This window comes from Actinomycetospora cinnamomea (assembly GCF_003096675.1).
Classification (GTDB): domain Bacteria; phylum Actinomycetota; class Actinomycetes; order Mycobacteriales; family Pseudonocardiaceae; genus Actinomycetospora; species Actinomycetospora cinnamomea.
The window spans coordinates 39,703-56,617 of record NZ_QEKW01000019.1; the positions used below are offsets into that span (position 1 = coordinate 39,703).

17 protein-coding genes are annotated in these 16,915 nt (G+C 74.0%); 12 read left to right on the forward strand and 5 right to left on the reverse strand.

All coding sequences use genetic code 11. The annotated features are described in order from the left end of the window. Positions 1–31 precede the first annotated feature (31 nt). The 3 genes from C8D89_RS24440 to C8D89_RS24450 all read left to right on the forward strand — a co-directional run bounded on the left by C8D89_RS24440 (position 32) and on the right by C8D89_RS24450 (position 1,396). Positions 32–709, forward strand: coding sequence for a TetR/AcrR family transcriptional regulator (locus tag C8D89_RS24440; RefSeq protein ID WP_116710748.1), 678 nt, complete (start codon positions 32–34; stop codon positions 707–709). A 94-nt stretch (positions 710–803) separates the two neighbouring features. After that, positions 804–1,010, forward strand: a complete 207-nt coding sequence (locus tag C8D89_RS24445) for a ribbon-helix-helix protein, CopG family (RefSeq protein ID WP_207787402.1) — start codon at positions 804–806, stop codon at positions 1,008–1,010. Beyond that, positions 1,007–1,396, forward strand: a complete 390-nt coding sequence (locus C8D89_RS24450; protein ID WP_116710749.1) for a type II toxin-antitoxin system death-on-curing family toxin — start codon at positions 1,007–1,009, stop codon at positions 1,394–1,396. Before C8D89_RS24445 ends, C8D89_RS24450 begins: the two co-directional genes overlap by 4 nt. Before the next feature lie 68 nt (positions 1,397–1,464). On the opposite strand, the gene hepT is transcribed toward C8D89_RS24450, so the two are convergent. Together hepT and C8D89_RS24460 are read right to left on the reverse strand one after the other, a co-directional pair. Then, positions 1,465–1,884, reverse strand: coding sequence for a type VII toxin-antitoxin system HepT family RNase toxin (gene hepT, locus C8D89_RS24455; protein WP_116710750.1), 420 nt, complete (start codon positions 1,882–1,884; stop codon positions 1,465–1,467). Beyond that, positions 1,874–2,254, reverse strand: a complete 381-nt coding sequence (locus C8D89_RS24460; RefSeq protein WP_116710751.1) for a nucleotidyltransferase domain-containing protein — start codon at positions 2,252–2,254, stop codon at positions 1,874–1,876. Before C8D89_RS24460 ends, hepT begins: the two co-directional genes overlap by 11 nt. Positions 2,255–2,358: 104 nt before the next feature. On the opposite strand from C8D89_RS24460, the gene C8D89_RS24465 reads away from it, so the two are divergent. Next, positions 2,359–4,245, forward strand: coding sequence for a hypothetical protein (locus C8D89_RS24465; RefSeq protein WP_133252052.1), 1,887 nt, complete (start codon positions 2,359–2,361; stop codon positions 4,243–4,245). 7 nt (positions 4,246–4,252) lie between these two features. On the opposite strand, the gene C8D89_RS24470 is transcribed toward C8D89_RS24465, so the two are convergent. Beyond that, positions 4,253–4,786: a helix-turn-helix domain-containing protein gene (locus C8D89_RS24470; RefSeq protein WP_116710753.1), complete on the reverse strand. Its 534-nt coding sequence runs from the start codon at positions 4,784–4,786 to the stop codon at positions 4,253–4,255. Positions 4,787–4,875: 89 nt separating this feature from the next. Between C8D89_RS24470 and C8D89_RS24475 the strand changes: the two genes are divergently transcribed. Further along, positions 4,876–5,841, forward strand: coding sequence for an alpha/beta hydrolase (locus tag C8D89_RS24475; RefSeq protein WP_116710754.1), 966 nt, complete (start codon positions 4,876–4,878; stop codon positions 5,839–5,841). On the opposite strand, the gene C8D89_RS24480 is transcribed toward C8D89_RS24475, so the two are convergent. Then, a complete protein-coding gene (locus C8D89_RS24480) occupies positions 5,817–6,653 on the reverse strand; it encodes a class I SAM-dependent methyltransferase (protein WP_165825919.1) in 837 nt (278 codons plus the stop codon). The genes C8D89_RS24475 and C8D89_RS24480 overlap by 25 nt on opposite strands. A gap of 135 nt (positions 6,654–6,788) precedes the next feature. Here C8D89_RS24480 and C8D89_RS24485 point away from each other — a divergent pair, with 135 nt between their 5' ends. Both C8D89_RS24485 and C8D89_RS24490 read left to right on the forward strand, forming a co-directional pair. After that, entirely contained in the window at positions 6,789–7,031 is a 243-nt protein-coding gene (locus C8D89_RS24485; RefSeq protein WP_116710756.1) for an AbrB/MazE/SpoVT family DNA-binding domain-containing protein, read from the forward strand. Continuing rightward, positions 7,028–7,393 (forward strand): PIN domain-containing protein, encoded by a 366-nt coding sequence (locus C8D89_RS24490; RefSeq protein ID WP_116710757.1) that lies wholly within the window; start codon positions 7,028–7,030, stop codon positions 7,391–7,393. The genes C8D89_RS24485 and C8D89_RS24490 overlap by 4 nt, the downstream gene beginning before the upstream one ends. Here the strand turns inward: C8D89_RS24490 and C8D89_RS24495 are convergent. Further along, on the reverse strand, positions 7,381–8,289 hold the full coding sequence (locus tag C8D89_RS24495; protein ID WP_116710758.1) for a hypothetical protein: 909 nt from the start codon (positions 8,287–8,289) through the stop codon (positions 7,381–7,383). The two genes, C8D89_RS24490 and C8D89_RS24495, sit on opposite strands and share 13 nt — an antisense overlap. A gap of 95 nt (positions 8,290–8,384) precedes the next feature. Between C8D89_RS24495 and C8D89_RS24500 the strand changes: the two genes are divergently transcribed. From C8D89_RS24500 to gmd, 5 genes are all read left to right on the forward strand, one after another. Then, the gene (locus tag C8D89_RS24500) at positions 8,385–11,726 is read left to right on the forward strand and encodes an ATP-binding protein (RefSeq protein ID WP_165825920.1); all 3,342 of its coding nucleotides are present in this window, start codon (positions 8,385–8,387) and stop codon (positions 11,724–11,726) included. Positions 11,727–12,269: 543 nt separating this feature from the next. Next, complete coding sequence (locus C8D89_RS24505) at positions 12,270–13,742, forward strand: sugar transferase (RefSeq protein WP_116710760.1); 1,473 nt, start codon at positions 12,270–12,272, stop codon at positions 13,740–13,742. 68 nt (positions 13,743–13,810) lie between these two features. Then, positions 13,811–15,160 (forward strand): glycosyltransferase, encoded by a 1,350-nt coding sequence (locus C8D89_RS24510; protein WP_116710761.1) that lies wholly within the window; start codon positions 13,811–13,813, stop codon positions 15,158–15,160. Then, complete coding sequence (locus C8D89_RS24515; protein ID WP_207787403.1) at positions 15,157–15,783, forward strand: LbetaH domain-containing protein; 627 nt, start codon at positions 15,157–15,159, stop codon at positions 15,781–15,783. The genes C8D89_RS24510 and C8D89_RS24515 overlap by 4 nt, the downstream gene beginning before the upstream one ends. 105 nt (positions 15,784–15,888) lie before the next feature. After that, positions 15,889–16,857: a GDP-mannose 4,6-dehydratase gene (gene gmd, locus C8D89_RS24520; protein ID WP_116710762.1), complete on the forward strand. Its 969-nt coding sequence runs from the start codon at positions 15,889–15,891 to the stop codon at positions 16,855–16,857. Positions 16,858–16,915 lie beyond the last annotated feature (58 nt).

A 16,915-nucleotide genomic window follows, 5' to 3' on the forward strand; every position in this document is an offset into this window, starting at 1 on the left:
CCAGGGTCCCACGGCGTCTACCGTCGCCCCCGTGCCCGACAGCCCGCCCGCCTCCGCGCGCGAGCGCGCGGCCCGCACGAAGCGGGAGCGCAGCCGGCGGGCGCTGCTGGAGGCGGCGGCCGAGCTGTTCGCCGCGCAGGGCTGGCTGCCGACCCGGCTGGAGGACGTGGCCCGCCGCGCCGGGGTCAGCACGGCCACCACCTACAACCACTTCCCGACCAAGCACGCGCTCATCGCGCACGTCTACGCCCCGCTGGTCGCGCCCCCGATCGAGCGCGCACGGGCGTTGCGGGCGCAGGGTCGCGACGCCGTCGCGGTCCTGGAGGAGCACGTCCGCGACCTCGCCGTGGCCACCCGCGAGCACGAGGCGCTCACCGTGCCGTTCGTGTTCGCCGTCCAGGACCACAGCGCCCGCACCGGCCGGGCGCCCGACCCCGCCGACGACGCCGACCCGCGCATCATCGCCCCGCTCGCGCAGCTGCTCGGCGAGCTCATCGTGCAGGGCCAGGAGGACGGGACGCTGCGGCCGTTCCCGCCCGGGCGGGACTTCGCCACCCAGGTGCTCAACCTGCTCCTGCTGCGGGTGATGAACCGTCGCGGCGAGCCGGCCGAGCTCACCGCGGAGATCGTCCTGACGGTGCTGTTCGGTGCACTGCGCCCGGAGGTGCTCGTCGATGCGGGGAGGGACGGCCGTCCGTTCGCGCGGTGACGCTCCGCGGCCTCGCCCCTCGGCCGGTGCGTCCGCGGCACGCTGACCGTGGATCGGTCGGGCCTGGCGGTATCACAAGCGGTATCGTCAGATCATGGCCATGACCCTGCGCCTGACCGACGAGGAGTCGGAAGCTCTCCGACGTCGAGCCGAGGCCGAGCAACGCTCGATGCAGGAGGTCGCCCGCGCGGCGGTTCGTGAGTACGTCGAGCGTCACGAGCGCGACGATGCGGTGGAGCAGGCAGCGACCTGGGTGACCACGAACTTCCGTGAGGCTCTGGACCGCCTGGGACGGATGTGACGCGGTATCTGTCCCTCGACGAGGTCCTCGGCTTCGCCGAGGCGGCTGTCGGTCACGAACCGCGCGTCCGCGACTTCGGCCTGCTCGAGTCGGCCCTCGCGCGTCCCGCCACGACCGTTCTCGGTCAGGACGCCTACCCCACCGTGTCGCTCAAGGCCGCCGCACTGCTCCAGAGCCTGTGTGCCAACCACCCGCTGGTCGACGGCAACAAGCGTCTCGCCTGGGCGGTGACGGCGGTCTTCCTCGTCCTCAACGGGTCCCCGCCGAAGGTCGACCAGGACGCCGTGGTCGACCTCGTCGCCGCCGTGGCCGACGGGAGCCTCGAGCGGGTCGAGCAGATCGCGGCCGAGCTCGACCGGCTGATCGCGCCCGGGGAGGGCGGCTGAGCGGCGGCCCACCGTGGTGGCGGGATCGGAGTGTGGCGCGACGCCGGGATCACACCGACACGACGACGTCAGGGCTGCCGGGACATCCAGCCGGCGACGGCGGCGACGAAGTCCTCGAACTCGCCGAGGTGGTCGAGGCGGCGCAGGACGACGGCGTCGTCGACCGCGACGTACCCGTGGACCAGCGCGTTGCGGAAGCCCACCGCGAGGGCGAGCCGGCGGGCGAGGTCCGGCTCGAGAACGCCGTGCCGCCCGAGGATGACGAGGGCGTCCGCGTTGGTCGACGGCGGCCCCCACCCCTCCGACGCGCAGAGGTGCTGGGCGACGTCGAGGCACGCCTCGATCGCGGTCACGAACCCGTACTTGACCGCCCGTAACCAGGTGCGGTCGTTGCGCCGGGCGGGCCCCGCACCGGTCTCCGCGCTCAGGAACGCCAGCTCCTCGGTGATCGCGCGGAGCAACCGCCCGACCCGGACCTCATCGACCACGGCGCACGCCCTCCAGGAACTCGCGGTGGCTGCGCTCGAGCCGGGGCAGCTCGTCGAAATAGATCTTCCTGGTGGTGGCCACCCACCGCACCCGGGCTGGTGGATCGTCGTCGAACAGCTCCACCCCGTGCAGCGCGATCCGTCCGGCGATCTCCAGCGGTGCGGTGTCGAGGACCAGCAGGTCCACCCCCGGGGGCAGCGGCACCTCGAACGACGCGGGCGCCCACCGGCCCCACCAGGCGGCGACGTCCACGTCGGAGTCGGGCCGCGCGGTGCCGGCCGCGCGGCTGCCGTGCAGCAGCGCGAACCGCGCCCCGGCCTCGCGCAGGGCGGTGACGATCTCCTGGTGCAGCTCGGGGGCCAGGATCACGGCGCCGAGTGTGACATGCCCACCGCGACCCGCTCGGTGATCGAGAGCACCAGGGCGTCGCCCCTGGGTGTGGCGCAGTCGCCGGTGCGTGCCACGGTGTGCCCGTGGACGGGTGGGTGGACCTGGACGAGGACGAGTTCATGGCGCGCCGGGAGCGGTTGCTCGTCGACTACGAGGAGTGGGCACGGTCCGCGGCGCCCTCGGTGGAGCCGGGCTGGGCCGACACCGCCCTGGACTGGAAGTTCCACTACGGCGACGGTGACCTCACGACGTGGACCACCGCCGACCTGGAGGAGTTCGCGCTGGGCTGGTGCCCGCGCAAGCTCTCGATCCCGGCCGGGGACGCCGAGCCGTTCCTGACCTCGGTCGGCACGTTCTTCCTGTTCCTCGCCGCCCGCGGTCTGCTCGGGTCCCGGAGCTCCGGACCGCAACAGTTGCTGTCCTGGTGCCAACGCCACGTCCGACGCTTCGCCAGGGAGATGGCGGACCCGGCGAACTTCGGGATGGCCAAGAGCCTGTTCGCCGGAGTCGGCGGTCTGGAGGGCGAGGCGCGCGACGCCGACGACGTGGCCGCCCTCATGGAACAGGTGCAGGGCCTCTCCCCCGAGGAGGTCGGCGCGATCCTCGCCGGCTCCGGGGAGGCGCCGCGGGTGGGGCCGGTGCGGATGCCGTCGGACGACGAGCGCGCCGCGTCGGCCGCGGCGGCGCCGGTGCTGGTCCAGCTGCGCTCGCTGCACGGGTACTGCGCCGCTCCGGGGCGGACGCTGACCCAGAAGGGCAACCTGCGGGTCGCCGACGCCCGCGAGCTCGTGGGCCTGCTCGAGACCGGGGACCTCGCCAACTCGCCGCCGGAACGGTCGGTGCGCTCGGCCGAGGACCTGCCGGTCCTGAGCTGGCTGGTCGAGGTCGCGCTCAAGGCCCGCGTGGTGCGCCGGAACAAGGGCCGGCTGGTCGCGGTGGCGGCGTGGGAGCGCCTCGAGGCGGTCGAGTCGCTCGACCGGATCGTCGACGCCGCCCTGGACGTCGGGCTCGGCGGCCCGCGGTACGACATCGGCGCGTTCGGCCAGGTGTCGAGTCTGGTCGACGGCGGTTGGCGGCAGGTGCTCTTCGGTCTGCTCGACGCGGAGACGGCCGGGGTGCCGGTCGAGATCGACGAGGCCGTCGAGGACGTCCTCGAGATCGCCGGGAACGCCCTGCGGGGCGGCCACCACCTTCTGCAGATGCTCGGCGAGGGGCGGGTCCGGCGGCAGTTCGAGCGACTCGAGCAGCTCGGCGTCCTCACCCAGGAGGGCGTCGAGATCGAGACGGACGACATCGGCCTGCCGGAGCCCACCGGCGGGCAGGCCCGCCTCACCCCGGCCGGGATCGCGGTGACCGCGCGGCTGCTCGAGGAGGACGGGGTCGTGGTCTCCACCCGTTCCGACCCGGCCACGGCCGACGCCGAGGAGATCGTCGCCCTCGCCGAGCAGATCGCCCCGGAGGCCTGGGTCGAGGACGCGACGGCGTGGGCGGCCGCGCGGGGCGAACGGGCTGCGGCCGAGCTCGGCGAGGCCCTGGCCGACGGCGGGCGGGAGGCGCTGACCGTCCTCGCCGTCGCCGTCCACCTGGAGACCGTCCTCGGGGACCGGGCCGAGGTCGCCGTCCGGCAGATGCTCGGCGGGCGCTGGGACGGGGTCGCGGTCAACTGGCTCGCCGAGCGCGGTGACACCGAGCTGGTCGACCGCGATCCGCAGCGGGGCCTCGCCGGGATCGCCGACGTCCTCGGCGTCCTGCTCGACACCGAGGGCCCCGAGGCCGTCGTGGCGGGGATCGATCACGGGGAGCCCCCGCACGCCGTCATCGAGACCCTCGACCGGCTGTGGCGCCTGGAGCACGTGAGGACCGGTGAGCTCCTCGAGGTCGTCGGGCGCCACCACCCTGACAAGGCCGTGGCCAAGCACGCCCGCAAGGTGCTGGCGAAGCACCGGAGCCGGGCCGGGAGCCGCGGCTGAGTGCCGATCAGCGCGGGTCCGGGAACAGGACCGTGGCCAGGTGGCGCCGCCGGCGCGTGCCGTCCTCGTCGCGGAGTGCCCGGTAGGGGGCCACGGCGGAGCGGAGGTCGGCGACGAGACGCTCCGTCTCCTCGTCGGTCAGCCACAACGCCGCGCTGCGGAAGCCGAAGGTCTCGTCCTCGAGGCTTTCGGGAGCGTCGTCGACGAACTGCTCGAATCCGGCGGAGAGCCCGGCGAGGAAGGCGGTGAACGCCTCGCGGACCTCGCCCGCGTCCATCCGGGCCGCGTCCTCCCGGCCGACGTCGACGGCGCCCTCGCGCAGCGCGTAGGTCCGCTCCACCGCGCCACGGATGCGGCGCTCGGCGACGACCTCGAGCGCCTCGCCCTCGACCAACCGCGCGATCTGGCGGTAGAGGGTCGCCGCCGGGACGTCGGGCAGCTCGTGGTGCAGCTGCGCGGTGGTCCGGGTCCGGTCGCCCAGGAGCGCGCGCACGATCCGCATCCGTACCGGGTGCATCAGCAGGTCGGGCCGTGCTCCCATGCGACCGTCCTCACGATTGACAATGTTCTCAGCAGTGAGAAAGATAGCGGCTGCTCGCCACGAGGGCGAGCGCGACATCCGGAGGGCCCATGACCGCCGCCGCCCACGAGCTGAGCTTCGCCTCCGACGGGCACACCCTGGTGGGCTCGCTGCTCCTGCCCGGCGACGCCCGACGTCCCGCGGCCGCCGTGCTCCTGCTGCCCGGGTCCGGACCGGTCGACCGGGATTCGGACCACCCCCGGGCCCGGCTCGGCGTCACCCGACTCCTCGCCGAGGCCCTCGCCGACGCCGGTATCGCGTCCTTCCGCTACGACAAGCGCGGCGTCGGCGCGAGCACCGGCGAGTTCCTCCGGGTCGGCTTCGACGACAACGCCGCCGACGCCCGCGCCGCGCTCGCCACCCTCTCGGCGCAGCCGGAGATCGACGCGCAACGGATCGTGGTCCTGGGCCACAGCGAGGGCGCGTTCCACGCCGTACCGCTGGGCCTCGACCCGGTGGCCGGGCTCGTCCTCCTCGCCGGCGCCGCCGGCCCGGCCGAGGACGTGGTGCGTTACCAGGCCCGCGCGGTGATCGAGGTGCTCCCCGCGCCGGTGCGCGCGCTCCTGCGGCTCCTGCCCGTCGACGTCGGCGCACAGCACCGCAAGAAGCTCGACGCGCTGCGCGCGACCACCACGGACGTCACGGGGTGGGGTCCGACGCGCACCAACGCGAGGTGGTGGCGTGAGTTCCTCGCCGCCGACCCGCGCCCCCAGCTCGCCGCGCTCGACGTTCCCGTCCTCGCGATCACCGGGGACCACGACGTCCAGGTCGACCCGGCGGACGCGGAGGCCATCGCGACCCTCGTCGCGCGGGGCGAGTCCTACCGTGCTCCTAGGGTGACCCACATCCTGCGGCGCACCCCGCGGGCGGTGGGGCCCTGGGCCTACCGGCGCCAGCTCGCCGCGCCTCTCGCCGCCGACGTCGTCGACCGGGTCGTCGCCTTCGTCCGCCGCGTCGGCGCCGAGCACGCGGACGGGGTCGAGCGGACGGGTCAGGCGCGCTGCAGCAGCAGGTAGCCGTAGTTCCGGTCCAGCGTGTTCTCCGGCACCAGGGTCATCACCAGCGGTCGCAGCCCGACGCCTTCCATCGCCGTCCAGAACTCCTCGAGGCGGTAGGTCGTCATGTTGGCGTGGAAGTACCGGTAGTTGCGCCGCGGCGAGGTGGTGCTCGCCGACCCGGTGCTGTACTTGATCTGCACGAACGCGAGCCCGCCGGGGCGCAGCAGCTCGGCGGCCAGGCGCATCACGCGCAGTCCGTACTCCGGGCTGGGCACGAGCTCGAGCACGTAGAGGCAGACGACGAGGTCGACCGAGCCCGCCGGGACGTGGTCCCGCACGGTCTCCGGCGCCCCGACGTCGACCACGACCTCGGTCACCGGCGTCGCGCACGTCTCGGCGATCCGGCGGGAGGCCTCGGCGGGGGAGTCGGGGTTGATGTCGAGGGCGATGAACCGCTGCGCGCGGGGCGCGAGGTGCACGGCGTTGGCCCCGCCGCCGACGCCCCACTCGAGGACGCATCCCAGGTCGGGGGCGCCGCCGACGGTGGCCGCCAGCCGGTCGAACAGGGCGAGGTGCTCGGCGCCGATCGCGTCGAAGCGCTCGCGGTCGATGACCGAGCCCCCGCGCCAGTGCGACTGGTCGCTCCACCGCGGGTCGTCGCGGTCGGCCCAGTACTCGGCGGCGTCGGCGATGAGGCGACCCTCGGTGTGTCGTGCCCCGACCGCGCCCAGGGTGCGCTCGTAGAGTTCGCGGGTCCGCTCCCGCTCGCGATGGAGCCGGCGGTGGATGCGCGCGAGCGCCCTGCCCGGTTTCGGCTGCTTTGTCAGCACTTGACCGATTCTGGCACAGCTCTCCGACCGTGATCAGCCGGCCCGCTCGACCCCGCGACATCGTCTCCCGCCCGAACGCCGCTCACTGCATCCAGCATCGGCCCATCGCCAACATCTTGGTGGTACCGTCACTGCATGAGTGGGACGTACCCCATCACGATGGGCGATCGCGGCCGGCTGGTCGTCCCACGCGAGGTCCGGGAGCGCCACGGTCTGCACGCAGGGTCGTCGCTCCTGCTGGTCGAGACCGCGCGCGGGCTGGTGGTGGCCACCCGGGAGCAGGCGAAGCGTCTCGTCCGGGAAGATCTCACGGGGGCGAGCCTCGTCGAGGAGCTGATCTCCGAGCGCCGTCGCGAGGCGGCGGAGGACGATCGGTGAACCTGTTCGACTCGTCGGCGCTGCTCTGTTTCCTGCAGGGCGAGCACGGCGCCGCCGTGGTCGAGGAAGCCCTCGAGGAGGGCGGCCGGTGCAGTGCGGTGAACTGGTCGGAGACCGCGCAGAAGGTGCTCGGGCGTTCCGGTGACTGGGAGCTGGCGCGCGGGCTGCTGCTCAGCTTCGCCGTGGAGGTGGAGCCGGTGCTCGCCGTCGACGCGGAGCGGGCCGCGCACCTGTGGCGGCGGGGAGAGGGACTGTCGCTCGCGGACAGGGTCTGCCTCGCCACCGGCGAGCGCCTGAACGCGACGATCTGGACCGCGGACGCCACGTGGGGCGAGTCGCCGAGAGTCCGTCAGGTCCGTTGAGCGACCGGCGCGACCTTGCGCAGCGTCCCCTGCCCGAAGGCGGCCCAGAGCATGCGCGGGGTGACGAGGCCGTGGGGGATCGGGTCGTCGCGGCCCGGCAGGTCGGGTGCCACCGGCGGCACGACGAGCGGCTCGGGGACGCTCGGGCCGCCGACGACGTCGTCGCCGAGCACCCCGACCGATCGCGTGACCGCCGTGACGGCCTGCACGAGGAAGTCCTGGTCCCGCGCCGCGAGGATCCCCATCAGCTCGGTCGCGGCGCGCCACTCGTCGACGCGTATCCCGTCGATCTCGTCGTCGAAGAGCCGCAGGAGCCACGCGAACCACCACGACTCGTCGATCGCGTCGCCGATGCCGTGCCCGGTGCCCTGCGGCGGGATCATCTCGCCGCGGGTGAAGGTCCTTCCATAGGCGTTGGCCACGAGCTCGGCGCAGTAGTAACTGGGCCGGCGGGCGCTCGGCGCCAGGGCCGTCGCGACCCTTGCGGCCGCCGTGAAGATGCTCTCGGCCAGCTCGGGGTCCCGGGCCCGCAGCTCGACCGAGCGCAGCGCGGCGGCCACGGTGACGAGCTTGGTGAACGAGAAGGCGCCCTCCTCGCCGGCCTGCTCCCGGAAGCGCGCCAGGTAGCCCAGCGCCCGCCCGCGCATCGGGTCGGACATGGGGATGCAGTACAGGTCGCGGTGGTGTCGCCAGAAGGTCGGGAACGCGTCCCAGCGGACGCCGCCGATGTCGATCTCGCCGTCGTCGGGGATGTCCTTGGCGAGCGCGCTGGCGAGGTGTGTGGCCGGGAGGTCCTCGCGGTCGTCCGTGCGCACGGCGATCCCCGAGTGGGAGAACACCGTGCCGTCGAGCTTGGTCATCAGCTCGCCCAGCGGCTCGCCGGGAATCCGTGTCACGAGGAGTAAGTCCCCCGGGCGCACCTCGTGTGGCTCCACGGCCCCGAAGGTCGTACGTTCTTCACCCACCGTTATCGATGTCCCCGGGGGGTCGCGTGGCATCGTCGCTCGTTCGTGTCCGGCTGCTGGGTGATGTCGCCCTGCTCGCCCCCGACGGCGCCGTGGCGCGCCCGGGTCGGCGGCTGCGCACGGTCCTCTCGCTCCTCGCCGCGGCGGACGGGACCGTGACGGTGTCGACGCTGATCGACGAGATCTGGGGCGAGGACCTGCCCGCCAAGCCCGGCAGCGCGCTGCACGTGCTCATGAGCCGGCTGCGCCGCGAGGTCCCGGACGGCGTGCCGCCGCTGCGCATCGACGTCGTCGGCGAGTCCTACCGCCTCGACCTCCCGCGCGACGCCGTCGACCTGCACCGCTTCCACGACGCCGCCACGGCCGCCCTCGGCCCGACCGCGACCCAGGAGACGATCCTCGAGCACGGCGGTCGCGCCCTCGCCCTGTGGAGCGGCGAGCCCTTCGCCGGCGCCGCCCCGACGCCCCGCCTCGAGGCCGAGCGCGTCCACGCCCGCGAACGCCTGTTCCGGGTCCTCGAGCGCCTGGGCGCCGCGCTGCTCGGCGCCGACCGGCCCGACGACGTCGTCGACGTCGTCCGCCCGTTCCTCGCGCTCGACCCGACCCGCGAGCGCCCGACCCTGCTCGTCGCCGAGGCCCTGCACCGCGCCGGGCGCACCGGCGAGGCCCGCGAGATCCTCGAGGCCAAGCGCCGGTACCTCCGCGAGGGGTACGGGCTCGACCCGTCGCCGGAGCTCGACGACCTCGACCGCCGCCTGCGCGCCCCCGCCCCGACCCGGCCGCGCCCCACCCTCGTCGGCCGCGACGACGAGCTGGCCGCCGTCCGCGCCCTGCTCGAGGCGCCCGACGCCGGCGCCGTCCTCGTGGTCACCGGCGAGGCCGGCATCGGCAAGAGCACGCTGCTGCGGGCCGCGCGCCGCGAGGCCTCCGCCCGGGGCACGGCCGTCGGCGGCGGCACCTGCGACGTCGACGCGCCACCGTGGTCGGGATGGGCCGAGTCCCTCGACGAGCTGGGCATCGACCCCGTCGCGCCCGGCGACCTCACCGCCGGCCGCGCCCTGCGGAGGCGCCTGGCCGACCGCGCCGAGCACACCCCGGTGCTGGTCACCCTCGACGACGTCCACCACGCCGACTCCGCGTCGCTCGCCGCGCTCAAGGCGCTGGCGCGGCTGGGGCTGCCGGCCGGGGTGGTGCTGGTCGTGGCCGCTCGCGAGCCCGACACCCACGCCCACCCCGCGTGGTCGGCCACCCACGCCCAGCTCGCCGTGCTCGAGGGCGTGCAGGACCTGCGCCTGCGCGAGCTCGACCACGACGCCGTCGCCGAGCTCGTCGCCCGCCACCTGCCCGGGCTCGCCCCGCACGGCGTCGCCCGCGTCACCGAGGCGCTGTGCGAACGCACCCACGGGCACGCGCTGCACGTCGCGGCGGTGCTCGAGTCGCTCGAGGGGCTCGACGACCCCGACGGCGAGAAGGCGTGCCGCGAGCTCGCCACCGTCTTCCCCGCGCGCCTGCGGCCGCTGCTCGACCACCACCTCGCGCGGCTCGAGCCCGCCGCCCGCGAGGCCCTCGACGCGCTCGCCGTCCTCTCGCCGATCCCGCTCGCCGACCTCGCGGCCGTCCTGGGCACGGGGCCGCTCGTGGTGGCGACGTCGCTGCGCCGCTCGATCGACCGCGGCCTGCTGCGCGCCACGGCCGACGGCTACGCCTTCCGTCACGCGCTGACCCGCGACGCGGTGCGCGCCGACGTCCCCCCGGCGAGCGCGCAGACGCTGCACCACGCCCGGTTCCGGGCCCTGCCCGACCACGCGATGGACACCGAGCCGTTCACCGTGCTGCGCCACGCCGTCGGTGCCGGCGCGCTCGTCACCGCGCGCGAGCTCGGCGACGCCCGGTGCGCCGCGGGGATCGCGGCCTACCGGCAGGGCGCGGTCGAGGAGGCGCTGGCCCAGCTCGACGGGGTGTCCGAGACGAGCCGGCCCAGCACCGTCGCCCTCTACCGCGGGCTCGTGCTGCAGGCCCTCGGGCGCCACGAGGAGGCCGACGAGCTGCTCGACCAGGTCGTCGAGCTGGCCGAGCAGGGCCAGCCCGCGGCGGAGGGCGGGGAGGTCGACGACGCTGCCGTCGACGCGGCCATCGACACGGTCGACCCCGTGATCGAGGACGCCGTGGTCGCCGCCGTCGGGCACGACGCCATGGGCATCGACGTCTCCGGGCGCCCGCGCCGCGCGCGGCGATTGCGCCGGGTGCGGGAGCTCGCGCTGACCGACGGGCAGCGGGTCGAGGTCCTGCGCAGTCTGATCCTCGAGGAGGAGCAGCTGCACGGGGACGCCGACCCCGACCTGCTGCCCGAGCTGCTCTCCCTCGCCGCCCAGGGGCTCGACGACCCGCGCCTGCTCGCCGGCGTCCGGGTGCTCGAGGCCAACCACCTCGTCGACGCCGCGATCCCGTCGGCGCAGCGCCTGGCGGTCACCGAGCAGGCGTGCGCGCTGGCGCGGCGGGCGGGGGAGGACCACCTGGCGTTCGAGGCCGAGGAGCTGTACATCGCTGCCCTGCTGGCCGCGGGACGCCAGGACGAGGCGCTGGCCGCGCACCGCGCGCTCGGCCCGCTGGCCGCCGAGCGGCACCACCCGCGCACGATCTGGATGGTCGCGCTGCTCGAGGCGGGCCTGCTGCTCGCGCGCGGCGAGACCGAGCAGGCCGACGCGGCGGCGCTGGCGGCGATGACCCGCGGGCAGGAGCTGGGGCTGGCCGACGCGGTCGGGGCGTACGGGGTGAACCTGCTGACCCGGCACTGGCTCGCCGGCACCCTGCCCGAGCTCGGCGGCCTGCCCGCGGCGGCGGCGACGATGTACCCGCACGTGGCCGCGTGGTCGGCAGCCGCGGCCGTCGACGCGGTGCAGGCGGGCGACCGGGACACCGCGGCCGGGCACCTCGCCGACTGGCACCGCAAGCGCGAGGGCCGCGAGGGCCGGCTCTTCGACCGCCCCGGGCTCTGCCTCGCCGCCGCGGCCGGCTTCGCCCTCGGCGACGCCGCGACCGCCCACGCGGTCTGCCGTGGCCTGCCGCCCGACCCGCGGGCAACGGTCGTCGTCGGCATCGGCTCGGCGGTGTTCGGGCCGGTGACGCTCTTCCAGGGCCTCGCCCACGCCACGCTCGGCCGCCGCGGCGAGGCGCGGCGGCACCTCGTCGCGGCGGCGACCCTCGCCGACGAGCTGGGCTGGACGCCGTGGGCCGACGCGGCGCGCGGGCTCGCGCGCCTGGTCCGTCCGGCCCCCAAGGCGTCGGCGCGTGCGACGGGACGTCCGGCGGAGGTCCCCCCGGACGCTCCGCCGGACGCCCGCCCGCTGGGCCTGCGCCCGCTGCCCTGACGTACCCCCCTCGTCAGGGTGCGACGGACGCAGGCCCGCGGCGCGCACCGGCATCGAGGTCTGCGTCGCGGTGTCCGACCGGCGGCCCACTGCCCTGGCTGCCATCGGTCCCGCTCCCCCCGTGTCACCCGACCCGGCGCGTGACGCAGAGCAGAACCTGTCGCGCTTTCAGCGACCTTTCAGACCCGCCCCTGCCGACCGGCCAGCCGTCGCCCGAACGGCCTATGTGCCGGTCTCGCTGACGGTCACACCGCCGACGCGCTCAGCCCCGCCATCCAAAAGCTGACGGGGGATCGAGGAGCGTTACAGATTGCCGACGAGACCTCCTTCACACGGGACTGAACGGGTGAAGCACCGTCATGAAATGCCGCGTGTCGCGGCGACACGCCGGTTGAAGCACGAACTAGGTGTGTAACGGCGCGAGCACGATCACGCGATAGCGGGACAAGTTCGCCGGACCTCGGGCCGGGGCGACAGGTGAGCGAGCGGTCCACCAAAGGGCCGCGTGGGCTCACCAACCGTGATGTAGGGGGGACATCCGAGATGAGCAGTGGCGTCGACATAACGGAATCGATTGAGGGGTCCGTTCCGCGGCCCCGTCGCGATTCCGAGCGCGCACACGCCGTCACCACTCAGCCCGGCTCGCGCCGCTGGCGCCGGCGCCTCGTGCAGATCGCGATCGCCACCGACGTCGCGGTCATTGCCCTCGTCGCGAGCATCGCCACCGTGATCGGCGACTGGGGCCTCGGCCCCTCCGCCCGCTTCAACCTGGTCGCCGCGGCCCTCGTCCTCGCCGGCCTGACGGCCTACCGCGCCTGGGAGCGCGGGGTGCTCGGCCAGGGCGCCGAGGAGTTCAACCGCGTCCTGCGCGGCACCGCGGCCGCCGCTATCGTCCTCGCCCTCGCCGGCATGGCCTTCAAGGTCGAGGACGTCCGACCCTGGATCTTCGGGGTCATCCCCGCCACCGGCGCCGGCCTACTGCTCGGCCGTTACGCGGTGCGCCGCGTGCTGCACCGCGCCCGCCGCGAGGCCCGCTGCATGTCCCCGGTGCTGGTCGTCGGTTCCGAGGCCGCCATCGCCGACCTCGTCGCCCGCACCCGCCGCGTCCCGCACCACGGCTGGACGGTCGTCGCCGCCTGCACCTCCACCGGAGCCGGCGAGATCGCGGGCGTCCCGGTGGTCGGCGACCTCGACGACGTCGCCCGCCACGTCCACGAGCTGGGCATCGAGGTCGTCGCGGTCGCCCCGACACCCGGCTGGACGCCGAAGCGGCTGCACAGCCTCGCGTGGGACCTCGAGGGCGCGGGCGTCGAGCTGGTGGTCGACCCGGGCCTCATGGAGGTCACCGGCCCCCGTCTGCACGTTGCTCCGGTCGACGGCCTGCCGCTGCTGCGCCTCACCGAGCCCCGCTGGGGTGGCCCGGCCCGCATCGCCAAGAACCTCGTGGAGCGTGTCGTCGCCGGCGCGCTGGTCCTGCTGCTCGCGCCGGTGTTCCTCACCCTCGCGGTGCTGATCCGCCGCGACGGCGGCCCGGTGTTCTACCGTCAGGAGCGCATCGGTCGCGCCGGCCAGGCCTTCCGGATGATCAAGTTCCGGTCGATGGTGGTCGACGCCGACCGGCAGGTCGCGCAGCTCGTCGCCACCAACGAGGGCGCCGGCCCGCTGTTCAAGATGAAGCACGACCCGCGCGTCACCCGCGTCGGGCGCTTCCTGCGCCGCCTCTCGCTCGACGAGCTCCCGCAGCTGTTCAACGTCATCGGCGGCTCGATGTCGCTGGTCGGGCCCCGCCCGCCCCTTCAGCGCGAGGTCGCGACCTACACCGAGGACGCCCTCCGCAAGCTCCTCGTTCGCCCGGGCATGACGGGCCTCTGGCAGGTCAACGGCCGCTCCGACCTCACGTGGGAGGAGTCGGTGCGCCTGGACCTGCGCTACGTCGAGAACTGGTCGCCTTTCCTCGACGTCTCGATCCTCTGGAAGACGGTCGGCGCGGTGTTCCGCGGCCGCGGCGCCTACTGAGCGCCCTCTCCGAGACCCACGCAGCTCATTTCCCTAGCTCCCCCTTGCCACTTTCAGGAGATTCGACCGTGACCAAGGCCCTCCGCGTCCTGATCCTCGGCCTCAACTACGCGCCGGAGCCCACGGGCATCGCGCCCTACACCACGGGCATGGCCCACTTCCTCGCCGAGGCCGGCCACGACGTCCACGTCATCACCGGCCTGCCGCACTACCCGCACTGGGAGGTCGCGCCGGGCTACCGCGGTCGCCGCATCCACGAGGAGGACGGCAAGGTCCGCATCACCCGGGTGTCGCACCCGGTCCCCGCGAAGCCCACCGGCAAGAGCCGCATCGCCATGGAGGCGGCGTTCGCCCTGCAGGCGGCCGCCGTCGCCGGTCCGCGGCCGGACGTCGTCCTCGCCGTCAGCCCCGCACTGCTGACCGTCGCGACCGCGCTGCGCTGGCGCTCGCCGGGTCGCACCGCGGTCGGCGTCATCACCCAGGACCTCTACAGCCGCGCCATCGCCGAGACCGGCGCCCTGGGCGGCAAGGGCACCAAGGCCGCGGAGCGCCTCGAGCGCGCGCTGCTGCGCCGCGCCGACGGCGTCATCGCCATCCACGAGAGCTTCCGCCGCTCGCTGGTGAACCTCGGCGTCGACGACGACCGCATCACCACGATCCGCAACTGGACGCACATCAAGGGCGTCGTCGGCGACACCACGAAGCTCCGCCGCCGCCTCGGCTGGCGCGACGACGAGATCGTCGCCCTGCACGCCGGCAACATGGGCGCGAAGCAGGGCCTGGAGAACGTGGTCGAGGCGGCCCGCGCCGCCGACCGCGACGGCCTGCCGGTGCGCTTCGTCCTGCTGGGTGCCGGCAACCAGCGCGCCTACCTCGAGGGGCTCGGCGCCGGCATCGAGCGTCTGCAGTTCATCGACCCGCTGCCCGGCGACGAGTTCCAGACGGCGATGGCCGCCGCCGACGTGCTGCTGCTCAACGAGCGGCCCGAGGTCGCCGAGATGTGCGTGCCCAGCAAGCTGACCTCCTACTTCGCTTCCGGCCGCCCGGTGATCGCCGCGACGAGCACTCGGAGCGCGGCAACGAGTGAGGTCTTGCACTCGGGCGGCGGGCGCCTCGTCGCTCCCGGCCAGCCCGAGGCCCTCCTGCGGGTCGTCCTCGAGGTCGGAGCCGACAAGGAGGAGGCGCTGGCCATGGGATTCCGCGGCCAGCTCTTCGCCCGCGACGCCCTGGACGAGGGCGCCGCGCGCACGGCCTACGTCTCCTGGGTCGAGCAGCTCGCCGGCCGCGGCAGCGTCGTGCTCGCGACCGACGCCGACGTCTCGGCCATCCCGGCGCCCCGCTCGGGCCGGCTCCGCCGCCTCGGGCGCGTCACGACCGGTCGCAAGCACGACGAGGCGGGCGCCGAGGTGACGCCGTGACGAGCCCGAGGCGTCTCGACCGCTTCACCGGCGCCGGGTACGACAAGGGGCGCGGCATTTTGTGGCAGGCCGCGTGGTTCGCGGTGTCCCACCTCGTCTTCCAGGCCTGGTGGCTGCCAGCCCGCTTCCGGCCGGTCATCCTTCGGGCGTTCGGCGCGGAGGTCGGCACAGGCGGCAACATCCGCAACGGGGTCCGCGTGCACTGGCCGTGGAAGCTCAGCCTGGGCGACCACGTGTGGATCGGTGAGGGCGTGCTGATCCTCAATCTCGAGCACGTCACCATCGGCAGCCACGTCTGCATCTCGCAGGAGGCCGTGCTCTGCACCGGCAGCCACGACGTGCGCTCGCCGAGCTTCGAGTACGACAACGCCCCCATCGTCGTGGGCGACGGCGCCTGGATCACCATCCGCGCGGTCGTCCTCCGCGGAGCCGTCGTGCCCGCCGGGGCGCTCGCGCCAGCCGGTGCTGTGGTGCGACGGTCGTCCGACTGCGTCCTCGGTGCCCCACCGGAGGCCGGCACTCCGACGAGTGCCCCGACTTCCGCTGCTCCAGAGGACGTATTACGTTCGTCCGCCACAGCGGGCGGTGACGCTGGTCTACCGTCTGCGCGTCGGCCGATCTGACGAGCGAGGGGGCTCCGGTCACGCAGCGCGAGGGGCGCTGCGACGAGGACATCACCGACTTCGGTGCCTTGGGGCACCGCAGGAGCGTTCACGGGGGGACCGCTCATGAAGCGGGCGTTGATCACGGGGATCACGGGGCAGGACGGGTCGTACCTGACCGAGCTGTTGCTGGGTAAGGGCTATGAGGTGCACGGGATCATCCGACGTTCCTCCACGTTCAACACCGCGCGGATCGATCACCTCTACCAGGATCCGCACGACCCGCACCAGCGGTTGGTGCTGCACTACGGGGACCTGACCGACTCGTCGCGGTTGGTGACGTTGATCGAGAAGATCCGGCCCGACGAGGTCTATCACCTCGCCGCGCAGTCGCATGTGCGGGTGTCGTTCGACGAGCCGGAGTACACCGGCAACACCACCGGGGTCGGCACCGCGCGGCTGCTCGAGGCGATCCGAATGGTGGGGGTGGACACCCGGTATTACCAGGCGTCGTCGTCGGAGATGTTCGGGGCGACCCCGCCGCCGCAGGACGAGGACACCCCGTTTTACCCGCGCAGCCCTTATGGGGCGGCGAAGGTCTACGGCTACTGGATGGCGCGGAACTACCGTGAGGCGCACGGGTTGTTCGCGGTTAACGGGATCCTGTTCAACCACGAGTCCCCGCGGCGTGGGGAGACGTTCGTGACCCGCAAGATCGCCCGCGCCGCCGCGCGGATCAAGGCCGGTCTGGAGGAGCACGTCTACCTGGGGAACCTGGAGGCGGTGCGCGACTGGGGCTACGCCCCGGAGTACGTCGAGGGCATGTGGCGGATGCTGCAGGCCGACCAGCCGGCGGACTACGTGCTGGCCACCGGCACTGCGACCACGGTGCGGGAGTTCACGCAGTGGTGCTTCGAGCGCGTCGGGCTCGACTGGGAGAAGCACGTCCGGTTCGACGAGACCTACTTGCGCCCCACCGAGGTCGACGCCCTCATCGGCGACGCGTCCAAGGCTCACCGAGATCTGGGGTGGAAGGCGCAGACGATGCCCGAACAACTCGCCCACGTTATGACCGACGCCGAAGCTCTTGCATAGTCCTCGCCGCGAGGCTTATCGTCCTCCGGATAAATTGGAGGAATCGGCCAACTCTGCG

Excerpts from the sequence above, each read along its gene's own strand:
- C8D89_RS24445 (WP_207787402.1), top strand. The coding sequence starts at position 804 with ATGGCCATGACCCTGCGCCTGACCGACGAGGAGTCGGAAGCTCTCCGA.
- C8D89_RS24470 (WP_116710753.1), bottom strand. The coding sequence starts at position 4,786 with ATGGGAGCACGGCCCGACCTGCTGATGCACCCGGTACGGATGCGGATC.
- C8D89_RS24475 (WP_116710754.1), top strand. The coding sequence starts at position 4,876 with ATGACCGCCGCCGCCCACGAGCTGAGCTTCGCCTCCGACGGGCACACC.
- C8D89_RS24485 (WP_116710756.1), top strand. The coding sequence starts at position 6,789 with ATGAGTGGGACGTACCCCATCACGATGGGCGATCGCGGCCGGCTGGTC.
- C8D89_RS24505 (WP_116710760.1), top strand. The coding sequence starts at position 12,270 with ATGAGCAGTGGCGTCGACATAACGGAATCGATTGAGGGGTCCGTTCCG.
- gmd (WP_116710762.1), top strand. The coding sequence starts at position 15,889 with ATGAAGCGGGCGTTGATCACGGGGATCACGGGGCAGGACGGGTCGTAC.